The sequence below is a fragment of the Streptomyces sp. NPDC017056 genome (genome assembly GCF_044332485.1).
In the GTDB taxonomy this organism is placed as follows: Bacteria; Actinomycetota; Actinomycetes; order Streptomycetales; family Streptomycetaceae; genus Streptomyces.
On the sequence record NZ_JBIRPD010000016.1, the window covers coordinates 133957 to 155261 of the forward strand.

Genomic DNA, 21305 nt, shown 5'->3' on the forward strand with positions numbered 1-21305 from the left:
CTGTTCAGTTGTCGCGCTTCTCCTTGATCTTCGCGGCCTTGCCGCGGAGCTCACGGAGGTAGTACAGCTTGGCGCGACGCACGTCACCGCGGGTCACCAGCTCGATCTTCTCGACGATCGGGGTGTGCACGGGGAAGGTGCGCTCGACGCCGACGGAGAAGCTGACCTTGCGGACCGTGAAGGTCTCGCGCACGCCGGCGCCCTGGCGGCGGATGACGACGCCCTTGAACTGCTGCACACGGGAGCGGTTGCCCTCGATGACGCGCACGTGGACGTTGACGGTGTCACCCGGGCGGAAGGCCGGGATGTCGCTACGCAGCGACGCGGAGTCGACGGAGTCGAGAAGGTTCATGACCTACTGCTTTCTTCGTTGATGCCACAGGTCATCAACGGAACTGGAAATATCGATGAGGTTGCCGTTCCGTCGGGCGGACGTCGTTCCCCCTGTGGCAGGGGCGCGCGCCGGACGCACACAGCAGCGGCCTATTCTTCCACGTCGTGACGCGTACGCCCAAATCGGCCGTGCGCTCCCGGCGCCCAGCCGAGGATCGAGAGGGTCTCGCGGTCCTTCTTGTCGAAGGCGGCCGGGTCGGCGCGCTCGATGAGGTCGGGGCGGTTGCGGTCCGTACGGCGGAACGCCTCGTCGCGGCGCCAGCGGGCGATCTTGCCGTGGTGGCCGCTGAGCAGCACCTCGGGGATGCCGCGGCCGCGCCACTCCGGAGGCTTGGTGTAGACGGGCCCTTCCAGGAGGTCCGCCATCGCGCCGGGGGCGAAGGAGTCGTCCTGGTGGGAGGCGGAGTTGCCCAGGACGCCGGGCAGCAGCCGGGCGATGGCCTCGACCATGACCAGGACGGGGGCCTCGCCGCCGGCCAGGACGTAGTCGCCGATGGAGACCTCGCGTACGTCCACGCGGTCGCCGTACTCCTCGATGACGCGGCGGTCGATGCCCTCGTAGCGGGCGGGGGTGAAGACCAGCCAGGGCTTCTCCGAGAGCTCGACGGCGAGCTGCTGGGTGAAGGGTTTGCCGCTCGGTGTGGGGACGACGATGACCGGGTCGCCCTCCTGGGAGTCGATGACCGAGTCCAGTGCCTCGCCCCACGGCTCGGGCTTCATGACCATGCCGGGGCCGCCGCCGTACGGGGTGTCGTCGACGGTGTTGTGCTTGTCGTGGGTCCATTCCCGCAGGTCGTGGATGCGGACGTCCAGCTGGCCGCGGGCGCGCGCCTTGCCCACCAGGGAGACGTTCAGCGGTTCCAGGTACTCGGGGAAGATCGTGACGACGTCGAGGCGCATTACGCGTCCTCGCCGGCGTCGCGGGCCGAGGCCACCTCGGCCTGGCTGTCGTCGAGCAGGCCGGGCGGGGGGTCGATGACCGCCTTCTGCTCCGCCAGGTCGATCTCCGGCACGATCTCGGAGACGAAGGGGATCATGATCTCGCCGCCGTCCGGGCGCCGGACGATCAGCAGGTCCTGGTAGGGCAGGTGGGAGATCTCGGCGATGCGCCCGACCTCGGTGCCGTCGGTGGTCACCACGTCGAGGTCGACGAGCTGGTGGTCGTAGAACTCCTCGGGGTCCTCGGGGACCTCTTCGGGGTCGACCTCCGCGATCAGCAGCGTGTTGCGCAGGGCCTCGGCGCCCGTACGGTCCCGCACGCCCTCGAAACGCAGCAGCAGGCGCCCGCTGTGCACCCGGCCGGTCTCGATGGTCAGCGGGCCGGTGGCGGGCGGGTCCGTGGCGAGTACGGCGCCGGGCGCGAGCCGCAGCTCCGGCTCGTCGGTACGCACCTCGACGGTGACCTCGCCCTTGATGCCGTGGGCGCGGCCGATCCGCGCGACTACCAGCTGCACAGTGGCCCCTCTTCGCGGCCGGCCGCCCGCCGCTCGCGCGGTGGCGGTCCTCGCCTCGTGATTCGTCAATCGGTGATTACGGTCATGCGTGCATCGTCGCAGATGCCTACGACAACGGGCCGGGGTGAGCCGTAGCCCTCCCCGGCCCGTGCCGGTACTACCTGGTCCGGGAGTACCCCGGTGCCCCGTTTCTGCTCAGCGGACCTGGTCCACGTCGACGAGGTCGACCCGGATGCCACGGCCGCCGATGGCGCCTACGACCGTCCGCAGCGCACGCGCGGTGCGGCCGTTGCGGCCGATCACCTTTCCGAGGTCGTCGGGGTGCACCCGGACCTCCAGAACGCGCCCGCGGCGCAGGGTGCGCGAGGCGACCTGCACGTCGTCGGGGTTGTCGACGATGCCCTTTACGAGGTGCTCGAGGGCCTCCTCGAGCATGATCAGGACTCGGTCGACTCGGAGGTGGACTCGGCCTCGGCCTCGTCCGCCTTCTTGTCAGCCTTCTTCGCCTTCGGGGTGATCGCCTCACCCTTCGGCTCGTCGCCGGCGTCCTTGGCCAGGGCCTCGAACAGGGCGCGCTTGTCGGCCTTCGGCTCGGCGACCTTCATCGGCGCCGGGGCGGGCAGGCCCTTGAACTTCTGCCAGTCGCCGGTGACCTTGAGGATGGCCATGACGGGCTCGGTCGGCTGCGCGCCGACACCCAGCCAGTACTGGACACGCTCGGAGTCGACCTCGATGCGCGAGGGGTTCTGCACCGGGTGGTACAGACCGATCTCCTCGATGGCCCGGCCGTCACGGCGGGTGCGGGAGTCGGCGACGATGATGCGGTAGTGAGGCGCGCGGATCTTGCCCAGACGCTTCAGCTTGATCTTGACTGCCACGGGAGTGGTGTCTCCTGGTCTTGACGTGGTTGGGCACAACGGGATGCCACGTGGGGTTGCGGTACTCGGGTGCCCGATGGACGCGTCAGCCGGAGGAGAGAGGGGTCCTGTGCGGCTGTCGAGTACAGCTAGCCATTGTGCCACACCCCTCCAGGTCAGCCGACCGCGGCCACCTCGGGAATACGGAACGGTTTGCCGCAGCCGCCGCAGACGATGGGCGCCTGGGCCAGCACGGACGGAACAACTCGAACATTTCTGCCGCAATCACATACGGCCTTGACGCGCACACCGCCACCGGAGGAGCCGTGCCGCGCGGCCGGGCCGCGGAAGCTGCGGGCGCTGTCGGCCGTGGTCGCGGCGGAGTGCGCCTTGAGGGCTCTGGCGAGCCGCTCGATGGTGGGGCGGTATCGCCTTCGGGCCTCGGGGTTGAGCGTCACCAGCGAGAAGCCGCTGCTCGGGTGCGGCTCGTCGACGTGGTCGAGGCCCAACTCCTCGGCGATCGCGAGGAATCGACGGTTGTGGTAGCGGCCGGCGCGTGAGGTGTCACGGACGCCGCGGGCGGCGGCGATGCCGTGGACTGCCTCGTGCAGCAGCCGTTCGAAGGAGAGCTCGGCGCCACAGGCGGACGAGGACTCTCCGATCAGGGACTCGGGCGCGGCCAGGTCCGGCAGCTCGGGGTGGTGCCGTTGAATGTCGGCCCACGCGAGCGCCAGTTCGGCGGCGAGAACAGGCGGTGTCGTGCTCACGTCGTGACAACGAGCCGGGCCCATCCAGTGTTCCGATTACGGGGCATCTCAAATAATTTGCACGTACCGGTCAGTTTCTGGTCATCGGTTCCGAGGACGGCGTGTGCGCAGAACTGCGGAGAAGGCACGCGACAGGCGGCAAGCCGGGGCGTACCCGCGCGTACGCCCCGGCGCGTAAGAGATGTGTACGCGCCGGGGCATCCGATGCCCGTGGGCCGCGGCGTGACACCTGTGGAGCCCGGTGGGACTCAGTAGGCGCGCGCGACGACGGCGATGCTACCGGGGGCGTCGTCGGCGTCGGGTACCGACCCGTCCTCGCCCACCAGACACCGTACGGTCACGGCCTGCTCGGCGAGCCGGGCCTCTCCCTCCGCGCCGAGCGCCGCCCACGGAATGCGGGCCCAGCCGCCCGCGGCCGCCGCCTCGGCGGCCTCCTCGACGGTCGTCACGTCGGTGGTGCGCGACTGCCGGCGTTCGCGGGACTGCCGCAGGAGCAGCGCCTGGTCCTCCTCCAGGACCGCGGGGAGAAGGGCGGCGAGCGCGTCGAGCCGGACCGGCTCCTTGCCTCCGGGGATGCGGCGGACCAGCATCGCGGTGCCGTTCTCCAGGTCGCGCGGGCCGACCTCGATGCGGAGCGGCACGCCCTTCAGTTCCCAGTCCACCGCGCGGCGCCCGAAGGGGACGTCCGTACGGTCGTCTACCTGGACCCGTACACCCGCCGCCTTGAGGGTGTCGCCGATCCGCCGGGCCTCGGCCGGTACGGCGTCGTCCCCCTTGACCGCCAGGACCACGGCCTGGACCGGGGCCAGCCGCGGCGGGACGCGCAGGCCGTGGTCGTCGCCGTGCGACATGACCAGCGCGCCGACCATGCGGGTGGAGCTGCCCCAGGAGGTCTGCCAGACGTGTTCCTGCTTGCCTTCCTTGGAGAGGTACTGCGTGTGGAAGGCGCGCGCGAAGTTCTGGCCGAGTTCGTGGCTGGTGCCCATCTGGAGAGCCTTGCCGTCGCCCATCATCGCTTCGAGGGTGAGGGTGTTGACGGCGCCGGCGAACCGTTCCGCCGGGGTCTTGCGGCCGGCCACGACGTCGATGGCGAGGACGTTGACCATGAAGTCGGCGTAGACGTCGCGGTGGATACGGGCGGCGTAGTCGCGCGCCTCCTCATAGGTGGCGTGCGCGGTGTGGCCCTCCTGCCAGAGGAACTCCGTCGTGCGGAGGAAGACCCGCGGCCGCATCTCCCAACGGACGACGTTGGCCCACTGGTTGACGAGCAGGGGGAGGTCGCGGTAGCTCTGCACCCATTTGGAGAAGTACTCGTTGACGATGGTCTCGGAGGTGGGCCTGACGACGGCCGGCTCCTCCAGCTCCTTGCCGCCGCCGTGGGTGACCACCGCCAGTTCGGGTGCGAAGCCCTCGACGTGCTCGGCCTCCCTGGTCAGGTACGACTGCGGGATCAGGAGCGGGAAGTAGGCGTTCCGGGCGCCGGCTTCCTTGATGCGCGCGTCCAGTTCCTGCTGCATCCGCTCCCAGAGCCCGTACCCGTACGGTCGGATGACCATGGTGCCGCGCACCGGCCCGTTGTCGGCCAGCTCTGCCTTGCCGACCAGGTCCTGGTACCAGCGGGGAAAGTCGTCCGCCTGGGGTGTGAGAACGGGAGCCTTTGCCATGGCGCGCATGGTACGGGCGCGACCCCCGGCGTCGGCAAACGGAAATGCACCCCGGCGCACCGAGGGGCGCGCGGGAGACAACCCCGGCGCACCCCTGGACTCCGACCCGGATGGGGAGTTGTCTGGAATGCGGGGGCGCACGACGCGAACACAGGGGCGGGACACGGGGGCGAACGAGACGGAACAGCTTCGGGTTCTCGGCGGATAGGGGCGCTTTCGATGACACCCACGCTCGTACGGCATCACCACCGGCAGTCCGGCTCACCCGGATCGTACGGCTCGTCCGCACCGGCCGACTTCTGCGAGCGCGCCCGTGACTGGGCCGAGATCCAGGAGCGGATGCTGGTGCCGCTGTACGAGGCCGTCTACGACCGTTTGGACGTCGGCCCGCACACCAGGCTGCTGGGGCTGGGCTGCGGTTCCGGGCTCGCGCTGCTGATCGCCGCTGCCCGCGGCGCGCAGGTCTGCGGTGTGGACGCGGACGAGGAACGGCTGAATCTGGCGCGTGAGCGGCTGACGCCCGACGGGTCGCGGGAGAGCCGGGGCGACGCGGACCGTGCCACCTTGCTGGCGTGCGGCGGCCCCGAGCGGGCGGCCGACCCGGGTGGCCCCGCGTTCAATCTGGTGACGGCCTTTCACCCGGTGGGCTGTGTCAGCAGCGTCGAGGGGCTGACGGCTTCGCTGGTGACGGCCGCCGGGCTCGCGGAGCGCGGCAGCCCGGTGGTGCTGGGCGGCTGGGGCCCGGTGGAGCGGTGCGCCACGGCCGGTGTCCTGCGGGTGGCCCAGCGGCTGGCGGACCCGCTGCGCACGGCGGGCGGCTGGCGGCCCAGCGGTCGTGACGACCTTGAGGACCTGGCCGACCGCGCGGGTCTGCGGCCCGACGGGTCGGGGCGGGTGGCGTGCCCGTTCGGCTACGGGGACTTGCCGAGCGCGGTGCGCGGGCTGCTGTCCACGGGGCTGTTCGACGCGGCGCTGGAGGTCACCGACCAGGCGCAGGTGGAGAAGGAACTGGGCGAGGCGCTCCATCCGCACCAGCGCCCGGACGGCACGGTGTGGATGGCGAACATGTTCCGTTATCTGATCGCCCGCACGTGATTCTTGCGCAGACCCCGATGTGCTGACCTCAGCGGACCCGTCGTTCTCCGCCCGCCCGCCGAACACTGCCCGCGCCGCGCTCCGCATCCATCCTTACGCCGTTAGACGGCGCGCGGCGCGGGTGGTCACCACGGCCGCCCGGGCGTCGGTGCCGGTCCCCTGCGCCCCTTCGCCGGGGGCCGGAAGCGCCATCGTCCGCGTCTCGTCCGTTCACCCGTACGAGGTATAGCCAATATCCAGAATTCTGTTTACTGTCAATTTCATGAACGGTATCGACGAACGGTTCCTGACCCGCAACGGGCACGCCGCCCGACGACTCTCGGCCCTGCTGATCAACCGGCCCACCGAAGGCGAGGCCGCACGACTCCCCCGGGTGCGCGACCTCGCCGCCGAGCTCGGGGTCGGCAACGGGACGGTGCAGGCGGCGCTCCAGCTCCTGGAGGAATCGGGCGCGATAGAGACCGTGGCCCGCGGCCACCTCGGCACCTTCCTCGTACGCGCCGACCGCGCCGTCCTGTGGCGCCTGGCCGGCCTGGGCACCGTCCTCGCCGCGATGCCACTGCCCTACTCGCGCAGGTACGAGGGCCTGGCCACCGGCCTGCGGGCCGCTTTCGAGGAAGCCGGCGCGCCTTTCGCGATCACTTTCATGCGCGGCGCGGCCGCCCGCGTCGCCGCGCTGCTGGACGGGAAGGTCGACCTGGCGGTGCTGTCCCGCTTCGCCGCTGACCGGTTGATGGAGCAGCACCCGGTCGATCTGATCGCGGATCTGGGTCCGGCCACCTATGTGGGGGCCCACGGGCTGTTGCTGCGGCATGGCGTGCGGCTCGACACGGAGGGCTTGCGGGTCGCCGTGGACCACACATCGGAAGACCAACGTGCTCTTGCCGAGCGGGCTTTCGGCGACCGCCGGGACGTGACGTGGCTGGAGAGCTCGTACATGCAGCTCTACGACCTGTTCACGCACGACCGTGCCGACGCCACCGTCTGGAACCTCGACGAGGTGCAGGGGCAGCTCGGCGGAGAGGTGGACGTACTGCCGCTCGGCGACGAAATCACCCGCGACCTGTCGTTGCGCAATTCCAGTGCGGCGCTGATAGCGCGCAGCGAGGGCAGCGAGGCGCTGGCAGCGGTGAGCGGGTCGCTCGACCTGAAGGCCGTCACCAGCCTGCAGGACGAGGTGCTGCGAGGGGAGCGCATGCCTTCGTACTGAGGAGGACGAGCGCCGCCCCCGGGGGCGCGAGCCGTTCCGCCGACAGCGCCACCCCAGTTCACGCCAATCGCCGTGGGGTTTGACCCGGCACATCCAAAATCCAAAATCCTGCTTATTGCCTTATGGGAGGGGGGCCGATGGAAGCCCTGCTGGCACAGCGCATCCGGCTCTTCGTCGAGAGCGGCCGGGTACGGCCCGAGACCGCCGCTTTCGTCCGGGCCGAGCTGGACGCACTGGCCGCCGAAGGCTGTGCCGTCACCGAAGACTCGGCGGGCATGCTCACCAGCCACCTGCTGATGGCACTGACCCGCCTGCAGGACGGCGAGCCGGTGGAGCAGTTCCGCACCGACGCCGAGGTGGCCGCGGAGTTGGCGGATCACCCGGAGGCCGTCCGGCGGGCCCGCACCGTCTCCCTGCGGGCCGAGCGTGCCCTCGGCTCCCCGCTTCCCGAGTCCGAGATCGGCTTCCTGGCGATGCATTTCGCCGTACTGCGAAGGGACACACCATGACGAGGATCCTCACCGGCGGCCTCGGCAAGACGGAGGTCGCGGGCATCGTGGAGCGACTGGCGCTGGACGGCGTCGAGGTCGTGGTCACCAACGACATGGACGCGGCGGTGCAGTTGCGGGCCGGCCGCGCCGACTACTTCCTGGGCACCTGCCAGACCGGGGCCGGGGCGTCGCTGGGCGTCCTGGTGGGGCTCGTGGGCGCCGCCGCCTGCCACACCTTCGGCCGCTCGATCCCGTCGGAGGGCGAGATCGACGCCCTGCTGGACCAGGGCAAGAAGGTGTTCGGTTTCGCCGTCGACCAGATCGGGGCGATAACGCCCGCGCTCGCGGGAGCCATCGCCGCCCGCACCTGAACAGTCCGGGCCTTCCCCGGGCCGGGACAGCCTCGGCCCCGGCGGGCCGTACGACCAGCTGACGTGCCAGGGCACAAAGGAGTGACCCCGTGAGCAGCACCGTCCTCGCCGCGAGCACCGGTCTCGACTTCTCGCTCGCGCAGAAACTGACCGTCGTAGCCCTGTGCGCGCTGACCGCCTTCCTCTCACACCTGGCACTGGCCGTCTTCAACGACGGCGTACGGCCCTTCATGCTCGATTTCGTCCAGGGGCGTACGACGCGGAGCGCCATCACGGCGGTGTCCTTCGGGCTCTCCGCCGGGTTCGTCTTCGGGCTGGGCGCGCCGATGGCGCTCTCTTCCGGAGTGCTCAACCCGTGGCTGGTGTTCCTGCCCACCGACGTCCTGGGTCTGCTCGCGCCGAGGAAATGGCTCGCGCCGCTGCTCGGCGGCGCGTGGGGCGCGGTGATCGTGTTCGGTCTGAACGGCGCCAACGACCTGGCGCACGATCTTCCGGTCGACTTCCTGACGGCCATGCAGCACATGGCGACGCCGATTCTCTTCCTCTTCACACTGTTCCCGGTGCTGGCGGTCACCAGGCAGTTCGGGAAGCTGCTCGGTGCTCTGGCGGGCGCGGTGGAGCTGGTGCTCGTCGTGCTGACGATGAAGGTGTGGCCCGGTGTGTTCGCGGGGGCGCCGGCCATGGCGGTCGGCGTGTTGCTGCTCATCGGCTTCGCGGTGGCCAAGGACGTACGGCGACGCAGGGCGGAGCAGGCCGCCGCGGAGGCGGAAGGCGAGGCCGCGAACATCCCGGGTGGTCTGGGGGAAGAAGATCCGATGGCATCACTGTTCGGTGCCAGCGCGGCCCGGCTGCGCCGGCATCTGCCCCTCTTCATGGTGCTGGGCGCGGGTGTCTGCCTCTTGTCCCAGCTGCATGTGTTCGGCGGCGGTGAGGCGACCAGCTTCCTGATCGCCAAGGGGCAGTACACGGAAGCGGCGCAGGTCGACTTCTATCGGGCCTTCGGCTTCATTCCGTTGATCGCCACCACCGCGCTGGCTTCCGGCGCGTACGGCATCGTCGGCTTCACGCTCGTCTACCCCGTCGGCTATCTGCTGCCGAGCCCCTGGCTGGCGGTGGTCTGCGGCGCGCTGGTCTTCGCCGCAGAGGTGCTGGCGCTGAGTTGGATCGGCAGGGTGCTGGGGAGGTTGCCTTCGGTGCGCGACTCCTCGGAGCACGTGCGCGGCGCCATCGGCGACACGCTGCAACTGGCCATTCTCTTCGGCTCGTTGATGGCTGCCAACGCCATGGGCGGCGGGCTCGGGATTCTCATAGCCGGCGGCCTCTACCTGCTCAACGAGGCAACGGGGCGGGTCGTGGTCCGGATGGCCGCCGCTCCGGCCGCGGTCGTCGTCTGCGGCATCGTCCTCAACCTCTTGTACTGGCTGGGCCTCTTCACCCCGATCACCTCCTGACCAGGCGTGTCAGCGCGCCGGGAAGGCAGCACGTCATGAACCGTCCGCTGCAGACCGTCACCGGGCCGCTGCCCGTGTCCTCCGTCCGGGGACCCGTGCTCGCCCATGAGCACCTTGCCCTCGACCTCACCCGTCCCACCGACCGCGGCGCCTCGCTGGAGGCCCGGCACGCCCCGTCGGTGACCAGGGAATTAGCGCTGCTCCGGCAGCGGTTCGGGCTGTCGCTGGTTGTCGAGCTGACCTGCCGGGGCATGGGCCGGGATCCGGCCGCCCTGGCCCGTGTCTCCCGGGAGTCGGGGGTCGCGGTCGTCGCGGGCACCGGTTGGTACCACGAAGCGTTCCATCCGCCGGAGGTGGCCGACGCCTGCGTCGACGACCTGGCGGCGGCCCTGGTCGAAGAGATCGAGGGTGGGCCGGGCGCCGACGGCGTCCGCCCCGGTGTCATCGGAGAAGTCGGCAGTCACGGTGCCGCGCCGAGTGAGGCGGAGGCCCGTACGCTCACGGCGGCCGCGTATGCCGCCGTCGCCACCGGGCTGTCGTTGGCCACCCACGCGCAACTGGGGCGCGGCGGTCTCGCCCAGCTGGACCTGCTCACGGCTGCCGGCGCGGAGCCGCACCGGATCAGCATCGGGCATCAGGATCTCCTCGACGATCCCGCCGTACACCGGAAGCTGGCGGCGGCGGGTGCGTATGTCGCCTTCGACACCGTCGGCAAGGAGAGCTATCAGAGCGACGCGGTCCGGCTTCGGTTGCTGCTCGCGCTGCTGGACGCGGGGCATGCCGACCGCGTGCTGCTCAGCTGTGACATCTCTCGGCACGGCTACCTGACCGACGAGGGCGGCCAGGGGTACGGGCACCTGTTCCGGGCGTTTGTGCCGAAGCTGCGGGCCGCCGGCGCCGACGAGGACCTGATCGATCTGCTGACCCGCCGCAATCCGCTGCGGTTCCTCACCGGCGGGGACGGCACGGCCCGGCTCGCAGCAGGTGGCCGCGAGGGACGGCGGGTGCCGGCATGAGCACACGGTTGCCCAGGACGTATCCGTTGCCGACCGTCGCGCTGGAGGACGCGGTGGCGAACCAGTTCCGGCTGGTGGAGTGCGCTGCCCGGCATTTCGAGGGCCAGCAGCTCTTCGAGGCCGATGCCGGGGTGTCGCCGGACTTGGGCCGCCCTCGCACCACCGCGCGGGTCGAGGCCGTCTTGGCGGACTTCTTCGGGACCCAGGCCGCGGCGCTCGTGCAGGGCGCCGGCACCGGCGCCATCCGGGCCGCGCTCGGTGCCGTGCTCGGGGCGGGTGACCCGCTCCTCGTACACCGCGCGCCGGTCTACCGCACCACCGGTGTCACCTTGCGCGGGCTGGGCGTAGAGGTCGTCGAGGCGGACTTCAACGACCGCGCCGCGCTGGACCGCGCACTGTCCTCCGGCCGGTTCCGGTGGGCGTATGTCCAGCACACCAGGCAGCGGGCCGCGGACTCCTACGTCCCGGGCGAAGTGCTCGCTGCCTGCCGGGCCGCGCGCGTGCGCACCGTCGTCGACGACAACTACGCCGTGCTGCGCGTCCCGGCGTGCGGTGTGGAACTGGGCGCCGACGCCTCCTGCTTCTCCCTGTTCAAACTGCACGGGCCGGAGGGCGTGGGTGCTGTCGTCGGTGCGCGGGACCTGGTGGATCGCGTACACGAAGACAACTATTCCGGCGGTGGCCAAGTGCAGGGGCACCAGGCGCTGGACGCGCTGCGGGCGCTCAGTCACGTACCGGTGATGTGGGCGGTGCAGTCCAGGGTCGGTACCGAGGCCGCCGAGCGGCTGGCGGCCGGAGAAGTGCCCGGCATCGCCGAGGTGCGCATCGCCAATGCCCAGGACCGGTGCTTGCTGCTGCGGCTGGACCGGCCCGTGGCCCGCGCGCTGCCGGCTGCCGCGGCCAAGTACGGCGCCGCCCCGTACCCCGTCGGCTCCAACTCCCGCTATGAGATCGCCCCGCTCGTCTACCGGATGTCGGGTTCCGTGCTGGAGGACGCGCCGGAGCTGGCCGACTGGACCGTGCGGGTCAATCCGATGCGGGCGGGAGCGGACCTGGTGCTCGACATTCTCGGCCGCGCGCTGCACGACCTGCGCGATGCGCCTGCCGTCGGCGGCTGCGGAGCCCGCGTCCCCTCCGGCTCGGGCCCCGCACGCGCCCCGCGCCCGTCGCCCGGCCTCTACGACCGCGCGGCAGGGGGCTGAGCGTCATGTTCCTCGACTCCGTGCTCGCCCGTAACCCGCGGCTGGCCGACTGTGCCGCCGAGCTGCACCGTACGGGTGCCGTGCCGCCGGACACGTATGTGCTGGACCTCGATGCCGTCGAGGCCAATGCCGCGTTGCTGGCGGGCGAGGCGGGCCGGTCGGGCCTCGGGCTCTGGTGCGTGGTCAAGCAGGTCGGCCGCAATCCGGAGCTGATCAGGGCCGTCGCGCGGCACCTCCCCTGGTTCGCCGCCATAGACGCGCCCGAGGCCCGCGCCCTGCACGAGGCCGGTGTGCGGATCGGCAATGTGGGCCATTTGGTGCAGGTTCCGCATCGCGCGCTGCCCGAGGTTCTCACCTGGGGCCCCGAGGCGGTCACGCTCTTCGACCTGGCCAACGCCCGCGCCGTCTCGGATGCCGCACGCCGACTGGGACGCGCGCAGGACGTGTTGGTACGGATCGAGGGCGCGCCCGGCACGGTCCATCCGGGGCAGGAGGGCGGCGTGCCGATCGGCGGCCTGGCGGGGTTCGCGAGCGAGGCGGCGCGGCTGTCCGGTATCCGTATTGCCGGGGTCACCGCGTTCCCTTGTGTCCGGTGCGATCCCGGGTCCGGGCGGCCGTATCCCACGGCCACTTTCGAACTGGTCCGCGAGGCCCGTGCGTTGCTGGCCTCCCGCGGGCACCGGGACCTGAAGCTGAGCGCGCCGGGCGTCACGTGCGCGGCCACCCTTCCGCTGCTCGCCGAGTTGGGCGCCACACACGGCGAGCCCGGCCACGCCCTCACCGGCACCACTCCCCTGCACGCGACCGGACCGGAGCAGCCGGAGCGGCCCGCTTACGTCTACGTCACCGAGGTCGCGCACCTCCTCGCCGACGGCCGTCCCGCTCTTCACGGCGGCGGCTTCTACCCCCGGGCCCGGGCCGCGTCGGCGCTGATTCCCCGTACCGGCGCTCGGCTCCCCGTCCAAGAGGCGCCGGCCGAGTACATCGACTACTACCGTCTGCTGGCTCCCGGCGATGCCAGGCCGGGCGACACCGCCCTCCTCGCGTTCCGTACGCAGATCTTCGTCACCCGCAGCCGGGTCGCCATCGTCTCCGGACTCTCCTCCGGGTCCCCGGCGCTGATCGGCCAGTACGACGCGCTCGGCCGCCCGCTTCCCCGGGCCCCGGGCAGGAAAGGCGCAGGTGCACCATGAGCAGGGTCGTCATCCTCGTCATCGACGGCTTCGGCGTCGGTGCGATGCCCGACGCGGGTGCGCCGCGCTCCGCAGACGCCACCGCCGACACCCTCGGCCATCTCCTCGACGCGCACCGCGCGAACACCGGCCACCGCCTCCCGTTGCCCACCCTGGAGGCCCTCGGCCTGGGTCTCGTCCACCCGCACCGGGACCTCGCACGGACCGCGTCCCTCCCGGCGGCCGTCGGCCGCGCCGCTCCCGGCTATCCGGGCGCCGACACGTACGCCGGGCATCAGACCATGATGGGCGCCGATTGCAGCCGGGTGACCGTGGCCGGGATCGCGGGGCACCTCGACGAGGTCGCCGAGGCCCTCCGGGCGGACGGGCACCGTACCGCTCTCCTCGACGGGCGTCCTGTGCTGGTGGTGGACGGGCGGGTCCTCGTCCACGACAACCTGGAAGCGGACCCGGGGGTCAACTGGAATGTCTCCGCCCGCTTGGAGGACGTCCCGTTCGCGGAGATCCTTGCCATCGCCCATGCGGTGCGGTCGGTCGCCCCGGTCGCCCGGGTGATCGCCGTCGGGGGTCACGCCGACGCTCCGCTGGACGCCTTCGTCAGGGACGGCGACCTCGGGACGGTCGGCCTGGACACCCCCGCGAGCGGCTTCTACCGGAACGGCGGCCTGGAGGTGCAGCACCTCGGCGCGCCGCTGGACCGGACCCGCCGGCTGCCGGAGCTGGCGGCCGGCGCGGGCGTCCCCGTCACCCTCGTGGGCAAGGCCGCCGACGTGCTGGCCTGCGACGCGGCGCTGTGCCGTCCCGCCGTCGACACCGCCGAGGTTCTCGCGCTCACCCGCGAAGCCGTCCGGCGGGCCCCGGCGACCGCGCTGATCGTCGGCAACGTCCAGGAGACCGACCTTGCGGGGCACCAGCAGGACTCCGCGCGGTACGCCGCGGTGCTCCGGCAGACCGACTCGGGCCTGGGCGCGCTGCTGCCGTGCCTCTCCTCCCCCGGCGACCGCCTGATCGTCACCGGCGACCACGGCAACGATCCGGCCGTCGGCCACGCCCGGCACACCCGCGAGTACGTACCCGTACTGATCCACCGGCCGGAGGCCGCCGGCCTGGCCCTCCTGCCGCCGGCCCGGACCCTGGCGGACGTCGGAGCCACGGCGGCGGTCGCGCTCGGGCTGCGCGCCGCCGCGCTCGCGAACGGCACTCCGCTGTTGCGGCCGGTGGCCCGGTCGACGGAGGTGGCGGGATGACCACATGCGGGATGACCACATGGACGAGCCCCCGACCGGGGGTCCGGCCAGGGGCTCGACGGCACGTGTGCGCACCGTGTGCGGCTTCCGGTACGGCGCGGGCCGACCGGCAGCCAGGGGTGGGACTAGCCCATGAACTTCTTGAACTCGTCGGGGAGTTCAAAATTCTTCGCGTCGTCGCCCTGCGGCAGGCCCAGCGGGTTGCCGGACTGTGCGGCCTCGCGGCGGGCGGCTGCGGCCTCTTCCTCGGCCTTCCGCTTCATGGGGTTGCCGCTCTTGCGCTTGCCCTTGGCCTGCTTCTGCTGCTTCTTCTTCTTGGCGCCGGCGCCACCCATGCCCGGCATTCCAGGCATGCCGGGCATCCCCGGCATGCCGCCGCCCTGGGCCATCTTCGACATCATCTTGCGGGCGTCGAAGAAGCGCTCGACCAGGTTCTTGACCGCGCTGACGTCGACGCCGGAGCCCTTGGCGATACGGGCACGGCGCGAGCCGTTGATGATCGTCGGCTCCTGGCGCTCGGCCGGCGTCATCGACTTGATGATCGCGGCCGTGCGGTCGACCTCGCGCTCGTCCAGGTTGTTGATCTGCTCCTTCATCTGCCCCATGCCGGGCAGCATGCCGAGCAGCTTGGAGATGGAGCCCATCTTGCGGACCTGCTCCATCTGGGCCAGGAAGTCGTCGAGCGTGAAGTCCTTGCCCTTGCTGCTCGCCAGCTTGGAGGCCATCTTCTCGGCCTCTTGCTGGCTGAAGGTCTGCTCGGCCTTCTCGATCAGCGTGAGCATGTCGCCCATGCCGAGGATGCGGGACGCCATGCGGTCCGGGTGGAACGCGTCGAAGTCGTCCAGCTTCTCGCCGTTGGAGGCGAACATGATCTGCTTGCCGGTGACGTGCGCGATGGAGAGCGCGGCACCGCCGCGGGCGTCGCCGTCCAGCTTGGAGAGCACCACGCCGTCGAAGCCGACGCCGTCGCGGAACGCCTCGGCGGTGTTGACCGCGTCCTGGCCGATCATCGCGTCGACGACGAAGAGGACCTCGTCCGGCTTGACCGCGTCGCGGATGTCCGCGGCCTGCTGCATCAGTTCCTGGTCGATGCCGAGGCGGCCCGCGGTGTCGACGATGACCACGTCGTGCTGCTTCGCGCGGGCGAACTCGATCGAGTCCTGAGCGACCTTGACCGGGTCGCCGACACCGTTGCCCGGCTCCGGCGCGAAGATGGCGACGTCGGCGCGCTCGGCGACGACCGAGAGCTGGTTGACGGCGTTGGGGCGCTGGAGGTCACAGGCGACCAGCAGCGGGGCGTGGCCCTGCTGCTTGAGCCAGTTGCCGAGCTTTCCCGCGAGGGTCGTCTTACCGGCACCCTGCAGACCGGCCAGCATGATGACGGTCGGCGGGTTCTTGGCGAAGCGCAGGCGGCGGGTCTCGCCACCGAGGATGCCGACGAGCTCCTCGTTGACGATCTTGATGACCTGCTGGGCGGGGTTGAGCGCCTGGGAGACCTCGGCACCGGTCGCCCGCTCCTTGACCTGCTTGATGAAGGCCCGGACGACGGGCAGCGCGACGTCGGCCTCCAGCAGGGCGATCCGGATCTCGCGCGCCGTGGCGTCGATGTCCGCCTCGCTCAAGCGGCCTTTGCCCCGGAGGTTTTTGAAAGTACTCGCCAAGCGGTCGGAAAGCGTATCGAACACGGCGGTCGTCGATCCTCGGGGTCGGGGGCAGGGTTGCGTCGGGTTCTAGGGTATCCGCCCGTGCAAGCAACGTGCCCCTGCCTGCCGGGGAAGGGCTCCAGGACGGGGCTCCGCGCGGCTGCGGGCGCACTGTGGCACCGGCTCGGACGTCCTCTCCGTACGTCTCCCCCACCGTCTCATGGCGAGGAGCCGGCCAGGCTCCCCGTAACACCATCGCGCCCCGTAACACCATCGCGACCTGTGACGCCACCGCCACCCGCAACGCCATTGCGGGTGGGGCCGCCGTCGCGAAGCAAACCGCCGTCGCGAAGCAAACCGGCATCGCGGAGCACACCGCCATCGCGAAGCAACCCGCCATCGCGAAGCACGCCGCCGTCGCGGACCGGATGGCCGCGGCTACTTCAAAGCGCTTTCCACCGCGCGCGCCACGTCCACGGCCACCGCCTCCGGCAGCGGCTCTCCCTTCTCGTCCGTGACGTAGAACGCATCCACCGCATTCGCTCCCAGCGTGCTCACGTGCGCGCTGCGGACGGTGACCCGGGCCGCCTCCAGCGCGCGGCCGATCCGGTGCAGCAGCCCTTGCGCGTCCTGCGCGCGCACCTCGATCACGGTCGCCACCTGCGAACTTCCGGGAGCGACGGTCACCCGGGGCGGCGGTGCCTGCACTCCGCGCGAGCGGCGTGCGTACGCCTGCTCGCGCTCCGCCAGCCGGGCCGGCACGTCCAGCGAGCCGTCCAGCGCCCGTACGAGATCGGCCCGGAGCCGTACGGCCTGCGGGAGCGAGCCGTATTCGGCGGCCACCCGCCAGCTCAGCAGCAGCACGGGGCCCTCGCCGACGGGGTCCAGGCTGCGCAGGTCGGCGGCGCGGACGGTGAGGCGGTGCATGGCGAGGACGCCCGCCGCGGCGGGCAGCACTCCGGGCTGCTCCGGTACGGCCATCAGCAGTTCGACGCCCACCGGTTCCTGCTCCGGCTCGGCCTCCGGGCCCGACCCCGCTCCGGTCCAGGCATCCGTTCCCGTACCGGCTTCCCCGGCGGCGGGCTCCGCTTCGCCGTGGCCCTCCGACCGCGCGTGCAGGGCCAGCACCGGGCCACCGGTCCGGGCCGCCTCGACGGCCAGGCGTTCTTGCTCGGCGGTCGGCTCGTCCGCCGGGCGCCCCTCGGGCACGGCCTCGCCCGCCAACCGTGCGGTGACGCGTTTCACCAGGTCGGCGACGAGCGAGCCACGCCACGCGCTCCACGCGGCGGGCCCGGTCGCCAGCGCGTCGGCCTCGGTGAGGGCGTGCAGCAGTTCCAGCGTGCCGACGCTGCCCACCACGTCCGCGACCGCGTCGACCGTCGCCGGGTCGCCGAGGTCCCGGCGGGTGGCCGTCTCGATGAGCAGCAGATGGTGCCGTACGAGCGTGGCGACCACCGCCACGTCCCGGGCGTCGAAGCCGATCCGGGACGCCATGTCCCGGGCGATGGTCTCGCCGGAGACCGAGTGGTCGCCGGGCCAGCCCTTGCCGATGTCGTGCAGCAGGGCCGCGACCAGCAGCAGGTCGGGGCGGTGTACGCGGCGGGTGAGCGCCGCGGCGCGGACGGCCGTCTCGACCAGGTGCCGGTCCACGGTCCAGCGGTGCACGGCGTTGCGCTGCGGACGGCAGCGCACCCGTTCCCAGTCGGGCAGCAGCCAGGTGACGATCCCCTCCGCCTCCAACGCCTCCCACACCGGTACGGTCTGCGCGCCCGCCCCCAGCAGCGTGACCAGCTGTTCGCGCGCCTCGGCCGGCCACGGGACGGGCAGCGGCCGGGCGGTCGCGGCCGCCCGCAGCCTGCGCACGGCGTGCAGGGACAGCGGCAGCCCGGCCTGCGCGGCGGCAGCAGCAGCGCGCAGGGGGAGCACCGGGTCGTGTTCCGGGCGTGCCGTCCTGGCCAGTACGACTTCGCCGTCCAGCTCGACCACTCCTTCGGCGAGCGGCGACCGTTCCCCCCGGCCGGGGCCGCCGCCGGCCGAGCGCCCTTTCAGCATTCCCCGGAGCACCGGCCGTACGGACCGGGAGCGCAGCACCCGCCCCACCTCGCGCCAGGTGACGTCGCTCGCATACGAGATGGTGCGCGCGGATTCGTAGACCTGGCGCAGCAAAACGTCCGCGTCCAGTACGCCGAGCGCCTCGGCCACCTGGTCCTGCTCCTGGAGGGCGAGCCGGTCGGTGGTGCGGCCGGTGGTCAGGTGCAGGGCGTCCCGTACGTCCAGCAGGTGGGTGCGGGCCGCCTCCAAACCCTCGCGAGGCGCGTCGGCCAGCCAGGACGCGGCCACGGCCCGCAGCGCGGTGGCGTCCCGCAGTCCGCCGCGCGCCTCTTTCAGGTCGGGCTCCAGCAGGTATTGCAACTCCCCCTGGCGCGCGCCCCGTTCGCGGCCGATCTCGCGCAGCTCGGGCAGGCGCTTCGGCGCCTGTTCGCGCCAGTCGGCGAGCGCGGTACCGCGCAGGGCGGCCGTGAGTTCCGGATCACCGGCCAGGTGGCGGGCGTCCAGCAGGCCCAGTTGGACCTTGAGGTCCTCCCGGGACGCCTTGCGGGCCTCGGCGGGCGTGCGCACCGAGTGGTCCAGGGCGAGGCCGAGGTCCCAGACCGGGTACCAGAGCCGGTCGGCGAGCGCGGCCACCGTGCGGGCGCCGGCCTTGCCGTCGTGGAGCAGGAGCAGGTCCAGGTCGCTGCGGGGGGAGAGTTCCCCGCGGCCGTAGCCGCCGACGGCGACGAGCGCGGTGCCGGAGCCGGTGCCGCCGGTCGCGCGCCCGAAGAGGCCGGCCAGCCAGTCGTCGGTGAGCCCGGCGAGGGCGGCCCGGCGTGTGGTCCCGTCCTGACCGGCGGAGTGCAGGAGCCGCAGCCGGTCGGCGGCGAAGTCGCGTGCGGCAGCGGAAGGGTGTGGCGGTTCCTCGGAGGGGTGGGACGGTTCCTCGGGAGGGTGGGGCGGTTCCTTCGGGGTTTCCGGCGCTCCCGTACGGGCACCGGCTGCGAAACGGGTGCCGGCCGCGTCCGCCGCCGCCCGGATCGCGGCCGCGCCTGTCCCGGCCGCCGCCGAGGCGTCGTCCTCTTCCGTATTCTTCACGCTCTCGGTCACCTCAGGCGCTCCTTGGTCACGTCGGCCCCCAGATCCCGGCCCCCTCAGGCCCCCACGCGTACGGAACCGCACACCCGGCCCGAGCCCCGCGCCGCCGGCAGCCCGCCCCGGTCACCGGGCCACCGGTCCGCGCGCCCCAGCCCGCGAGCCCCGGCCCCCGGTGCGACCGCCACCGCCGGCACCGGCCGCCCCTACAACGCGTCCGGCCCTCGTTCGCCCGTGCGCACGCGGACCGCCTCCTCGACCGGAACGCTCCAGACCTTCCCGTCGCCGATCTTGCCGGTGCGGGCGGCCTTCACCACGATGTCGATCAGTTCCGGGGCGTCCGCGTCGTCCACCAGGACCTCGATACGGACCTTCGGCACCAGGTCGACGGTGTACTCCGCGCCCCGGTACACCTCCGTGTGCCCGCGCTGCCTGCCGTATCCGCTGGCCTCGGTGACGGTCAGGCCGTGCACGCCGAACGACTGCAGGGCCTCCTTCACCTCGTCGAGCCGGTACGGCTTGATCACTGCCGTGATGAGCTTCACGCGTCCACCTTCTTTTCCTTGCCGGCAGCCGGGGCCGCGCCCTGGCCCTTCCCCTGGCCCTTGTCGCGGCCCTTCTCCTGTGCGGGGCCGTCGCCGCGGACCGGCGCGGCGGCGGAGCCCGCCCCCGTGCCCGTGCGCGTCACCACGCCGCCGCCCGTGCCTCCGAAGTCGTACGCCGTCTCCGCGTGCGCCGCCTGGTCGACGCCCGCGACCTCCTCGTCCTCGGAGACCCGGAAGCCCATCAGCAGGTCGATGACCTTGGCAAGTACGAAGGAGACGACCAGGGAGTACAGCAGGACGCAGACGACACCCACCGCCTGCTTGCCCAACTGCTCCAGGCCGCCGCCGTAGAACAGGCCCTTGGCGTCGCTCTGCACGCCGCCGGTCGCGAACAGGCCGACGAGCAGGGAGCCGGTGATGCCGCCGACGAGGTGGACGCCGACCACGTCGAGCGAGTCGTCGTACCCGAAGCGGTATTTGAGGCCGACCGCCATCGCGCACAGCACACCGGCGATGCCGCCCACCGCGATCGCTCCCAGCGGGCTGACCGCGCCGCACGCCGGGGTGATCGCGACGAGTCCGGCCACCGCGCCGGACGCCGCGCCCAGGGTGGTGAAGGAGCCGTGCCGGATCTTCTCGTAGGCGAGCCAGCCGAGCATCGCGGCGGCGGTGGCGACCTGGGTGTTGACGAAGGCGACGGCGCCCACGCCGTCGTCGTTGTTCAGCCAGGAGCCCGCGTTGAAGCCGAACCAGCCGAACCACAGCAGTCCGGCGCCGAGCATCACCAGCGGCAGGCTGTGCGGCCGCATCGGGTCCTTCTTGAAGCCGATGCGTTTGCCGACGACGAGGATCACGCCGAGGGCCGCGGCGCCCGCGTTGATGTGCACGGCCGTACCGCCGGCGAAGTCGATGACCCCCAGGTCGAACAGCCAGCCGCCCTCCGCCCACACCCAGTGCGCGACGGGGAAGTAGACGACGGTGGCCCACAGTGCGACGAACAGCGCCCAGGCGGTGAATTTCACCCGGTCCGCGAGGGCGCCGCTGATCAGTGCGGGGGTGATCACCGCGAACATCAGCTGGAAGACCGCGAAGACGTAGACCGGGATGGAGGTGGTGCCCCACAGTTCGGTCAGGCCGATGCCGCTGAGGCCGGCGAAGTCGCCGGGCCGGCCGAGGAAGCCGCCGCTGTCCTCGCCGAAGGCGAGCCCGAAGCCGTACAGGACCCACAGGACGGTGACGATGCCCAGGCTGACGAAGCTCATCATCAGCATGTTGAGCACGCTCTTGACCCGGACCATGCCGCCGTAGAAGAAGGCGAGTCCGGGGGTCATGAGCATCACCAGAGCGGTGCAGATCAGCATGAAGCCGGTGTTGGCCGGGCTCAGGGTGGCCTGGTCTGCCGCGAGCGTCATGATGCCTGGGGGCATCGGCGTCTCCTGTCGTCGATGCGGCCCGTGCGGGCGTGGTTCCGGGTGGGCCGTCTTTCGCCACGAGGCTGTCGCAGCACCGTTTCGGCCATGCCCCGTCGGTGTTACCCCCGGGTGACGAAGCCTTCGCCAGTGTTACGCCTCGGTGAACTG

General features: G+C 71.8%; 20 protein-coding genes. 9 read left to right on the forward strand and 11 right to left on the reverse strand.

The window, feature by feature from the left end; all coding sequences use genetic code 11:
- Window positions 1-4: 4 nt before the first annotated feature.
- The 7 genes from rplS to proS all read right to left on the reverse strand — a co-directional run bounded on the left by rplS (window position 5) and on the right by proS (window position 5135).
- Window positions 5-352, reverse strand: a complete 348-nt coding sequence (gene rplS, locus ACH4OW_RS27540) for a 50S ribosomal protein L19 (RefSeq protein ID WP_031007308.1) — start codon at window positions 350-352, stop codon at window positions 5-7.
- A 131-nt stretch (window positions 353-483) separates the two neighbouring features.
- Complete coding sequence (gene trmD / locus ACH4OW_RS27545; protein ID WP_360131149.1) at window positions 484-1293, reverse strand: tRNA (guanosine(37)-N1)-methyltransferase TrmD; 810 nt, start codon at window positions 1291-1293, stop codon at window positions 484-486.
- The gene (gene rimM / locus ACH4OW_RS27550; protein WP_360131152.1) at window positions 1293-1847 is read right to left on the reverse strand and encodes a ribosome maturation factor RimM; all 555 of its coding nucleotides are present in this window, start codon (window positions 1845-1847) and stop codon (window positions 1293-1295) included. Before rimM ends, trmD begins: the two co-directional genes overlap by 1 nt.
- 195 nt (window positions 1848-2042) lie before the next feature.
- Window positions 2043-2282 (reverse strand): RNA-binding protein, encoded by a 240-nt coding sequence (locus tag ACH4OW_RS27555; RefSeq protein ID WP_003980229.1) that lies wholly within the window; start codon window positions 2280-2282, stop codon window positions 2043-2045.
- A gap of 2 nt (window positions 2283-2284) precedes the next feature.
- Window positions 2285-2725 (reverse strand): 30S ribosomal protein S16, encoded by a 441-nt coding sequence (rpsP, locus tag ACH4OW_RS27560; RefSeq protein WP_360131156.1) that lies wholly within the window; start codon window positions 2723-2725, stop codon window positions 2285-2287.
- A gap of 155 nt (window positions 2726-2880) precedes the next feature.
- A complete protein-coding gene (locus ACH4OW_RS27565) occupies window positions 2881-3471 on the reverse strand; it encodes a hypothetical protein (protein WP_003980231.1) in 591 nt (196 codons plus the stop codon).
- Window positions 3472-3719: 248 nt separating this feature from the next.
- Window positions 3720-5135, reverse strand: coding sequence for a proline--tRNA ligase (proS, locus tag ACH4OW_RS27570; RefSeq protein ID WP_360131158.1), 1416 nt, complete (start codon window positions 5133-5135; stop codon window positions 3720-3722).
- A 219-nt stretch (window positions 5136-5354) separates the two neighbouring features.
- On the opposite strand from proS, the gene ACH4OW_RS27575 reads away from it, so the two are divergent.
- The 9 genes from ACH4OW_RS27575 (at window position 5355) to ACH4OW_RS27615 (ending at window position 14411) form a co-directional block, all read left to right on the forward strand.
- Window positions 5355-6230 (forward strand): methyltransferase domain-containing protein, encoded by an 876-nt coding sequence (locus ACH4OW_RS27575; protein ID WP_360131161.1) that lies wholly within the window; start codon window positions 5355-5357, stop codon window positions 6228-6230.
- Between the two features lie 262 nt (window positions 6231-6492).
- Window positions 6493-7440, forward strand: a complete 948-nt coding sequence (gene yhfZ, locus ACH4OW_RS27580; RefSeq protein WP_398030467.1) for a GntR family transcriptional regulator YhfZ — start codon at window positions 6493-6495, stop codon at window positions 7438-7440.
- A 137-nt stretch (window positions 7441-7577) separates the two neighbouring features.
- Window positions 7578-7949 carry a PRD domain-containing protein gene (locus ACH4OW_RS27585; protein ID WP_398030468.1) on the forward strand — a complete coding sequence of 124 codons (372 nt, stop codon included), beginning with the start codon at window positions 7578-7580 and terminating at the stop codon, window positions 7947-7949.
- Window positions 7946-8302 (forward strand): DUF2620 family protein, encoded by a 357-nt coding sequence (locus tag ACH4OW_RS27590; protein WP_398030469.1) that lies wholly within the window; start codon window positions 7946-7948, stop codon window positions 8300-8302. Before ACH4OW_RS27585 ends, ACH4OW_RS27590 begins: the two co-directional genes overlap by 4 nt.
- 89 nt (window positions 8303-8391) lie before the next feature.
- A complete protein-coding gene (locus ACH4OW_RS27595) occupies window positions 8392-9753 on the forward strand; it encodes a YhfT family protein (protein ID WP_398030470.1) in 1362 nt (453 codons plus the stop codon).
- A gap of 35 nt (window positions 9754-9788) precedes the next feature.
- Window positions 9789-10769, forward strand: coding sequence for a phosphotriesterase (locus ACH4OW_RS27600; RefSeq protein ID WP_398030471.1), 981 nt, complete (start codon window positions 9789-9791; stop codon window positions 10767-10769).
- Window positions 10766-11971, forward strand: a complete 1206-nt coding sequence (locus ACH4OW_RS27605; RefSeq protein WP_398030472.1) for an aminotransferase class V-fold PLP-dependent enzyme — start codon at window positions 10766-10768, stop codon at window positions 11969-11971. Before ACH4OW_RS27600 ends, ACH4OW_RS27605 begins: the two co-directional genes overlap by 4 nt.
- Window positions 11972-11976: 5 nt before the next feature.
- The gene (locus ACH4OW_RS27610) at window positions 11977-13164 is read left to right on the forward strand and encodes an alanine racemase (RefSeq protein ID WP_398030473.1); all 1188 of its coding nucleotides are present in this window, start codon (window positions 11977-11979) and stop codon (window positions 13162-13164) included.
- Window positions 13161-14411 (forward strand): phosphopentomutase, encoded by a 1251-nt coding sequence (locus ACH4OW_RS27615; protein ID WP_398030474.1) that lies wholly within the window; start codon window positions 13161-13163, stop codon window positions 14409-14411. The genes ACH4OW_RS27610 and ACH4OW_RS27615 overlap by 4 nt, the downstream gene beginning before the upstream one ends.
- A 125-nt stretch (window positions 14412-14536) precedes the next feature.
- Here ACH4OW_RS27615 and ffh read toward each other — a convergent pair whose 3' ends face one another.
- From ffh to ACH4OW_RS27635, 4 genes are all read right to left on the reverse strand, one after another.
- Window positions 14537-16096, reverse strand: a complete 1560-nt coding sequence (ffh, locus tag ACH4OW_RS27620; RefSeq protein ID WP_360131187.1) for a signal recognition particle protein — start codon at window positions 16094-16096, stop codon at window positions 14537-14539.
- 396 nt (window positions 16097-16492) lie between these two features.
- Window positions 16493-18961, reverse strand: coding sequence for a [protein-PII] uridylyltransferase (locus ACH4OW_RS27625; RefSeq protein WP_398030508.1), 2469 nt, complete (start codon window positions 18959-18961; stop codon window positions 16493-16495).
- A gap of 425 nt (window positions 18962-19386) precedes the next feature.
- Window positions 19387-19725, reverse strand: a complete 339-nt coding sequence (locus ACH4OW_RS27630; protein ID WP_360131193.1) for a P-II family nitrogen regulator — start codon at window positions 19723-19725, stop codon at window positions 19387-19389.
- Window positions 19722-21152, reverse strand: coding sequence for an ammonium transporter (locus ACH4OW_RS27635; protein ID WP_398030475.1), 1431 nt, complete (start codon window positions 21150-21152; stop codon window positions 19722-19724). The genes ACH4OW_RS27630 and ACH4OW_RS27635 overlap by 4 nt, the downstream gene beginning before the upstream one ends.
- Between the last annotated feature and the right edge of the window lie 153 nt (window positions 21153-21305).

Bases quoted from the DNA above. Each gene is read 5' to 3' on its own strand.
- rplS (WP_031007308.1), bottom strand. From the start codon at position 352: ATGAACCTTCTCGACTCCGTCGACTCCGCGTCGCTGCGTAGCGACATC.
- trmD (WP_360131149.1), bottom strand. From the start codon at position 1,293: ATGCGCCTCGACGTCGTCACGATCTTCCCCGAGTACCTGGAACCGCTG.
- ACH4OW_RS27555 (WP_003980229.1), bottom strand. From the start codon at position 2,282: ATGCTCGAGGAGGCCCTCGAGCACCTCGTAAAGGGCATCGTCGACAAC.
- proS (WP_360131158.1), bottom strand. From the start codon at position 5,135: ATGGCAAAGGCTCCCGTTCTCACACCCCAGGCGGACGACTTTCCCCGC.
- ACH4OW_RS27575 (WP_360131161.1), top strand. From the start codon at position 5,355: ATGACACCCACGCTCGTACGGCATCACCACCGGCAGTCCGGCTCACCC.
- yhfZ (WP_398030467.1), top strand. From the start codon at position 6,493: ATGAACGGTATCGACGAACGGTTCCTGACCCGCAACGGGCACGCCGCC.
- ACH4OW_RS27585 (WP_398030468.1), top strand. From the start codon at position 7,578: ATGGAAGCCCTGCTGGCACAGCGCATCCGGCTCTTCGTCGAGAGCGGC.
- ACH4OW_RS27590 (WP_398030469.1), top strand. From the start codon at position 7,946: ATGACGAGGATCCTCACCGGCGGCCTCGGCAAGACGGAGGTCGCGGGC.
- ACH4OW_RS27600 (WP_398030471.1), top strand. From the start codon at position 9,789: ATGAACCGTCCGCTGCAGACCGTCACCGGGCCGCTGCCCGTGTCCTCC.
- ACH4OW_RS27605 (WP_398030472.1), top strand. From the start codon at position 10,766: ATGAGCACACGGTTGCCCAGGACGTATCCGTTGCCGACCGTCGCGCTG.
- ACH4OW_RS27610 (WP_398030473.1), top strand. From the start codon at position 11,977: ATGTTCCTCGACTCCGTGCTCGCCCGTAACCCGCGGCTGGCCGACTGT.
- ACH4OW_RS27615 (WP_398030474.1), top strand. From the start codon at position 13,161: ATGAGCAGGGTCGTCATCCTCGTCATCGACGGCTTCGGCGTCGGTGCG.
- ACH4OW_RS27635 (WP_398030475.1), bottom strand. From the start codon at position 21,152: ATGCCCCCAGGCATCATGACGCTCGCGGCAGACCAGGCCACCCTGAGC.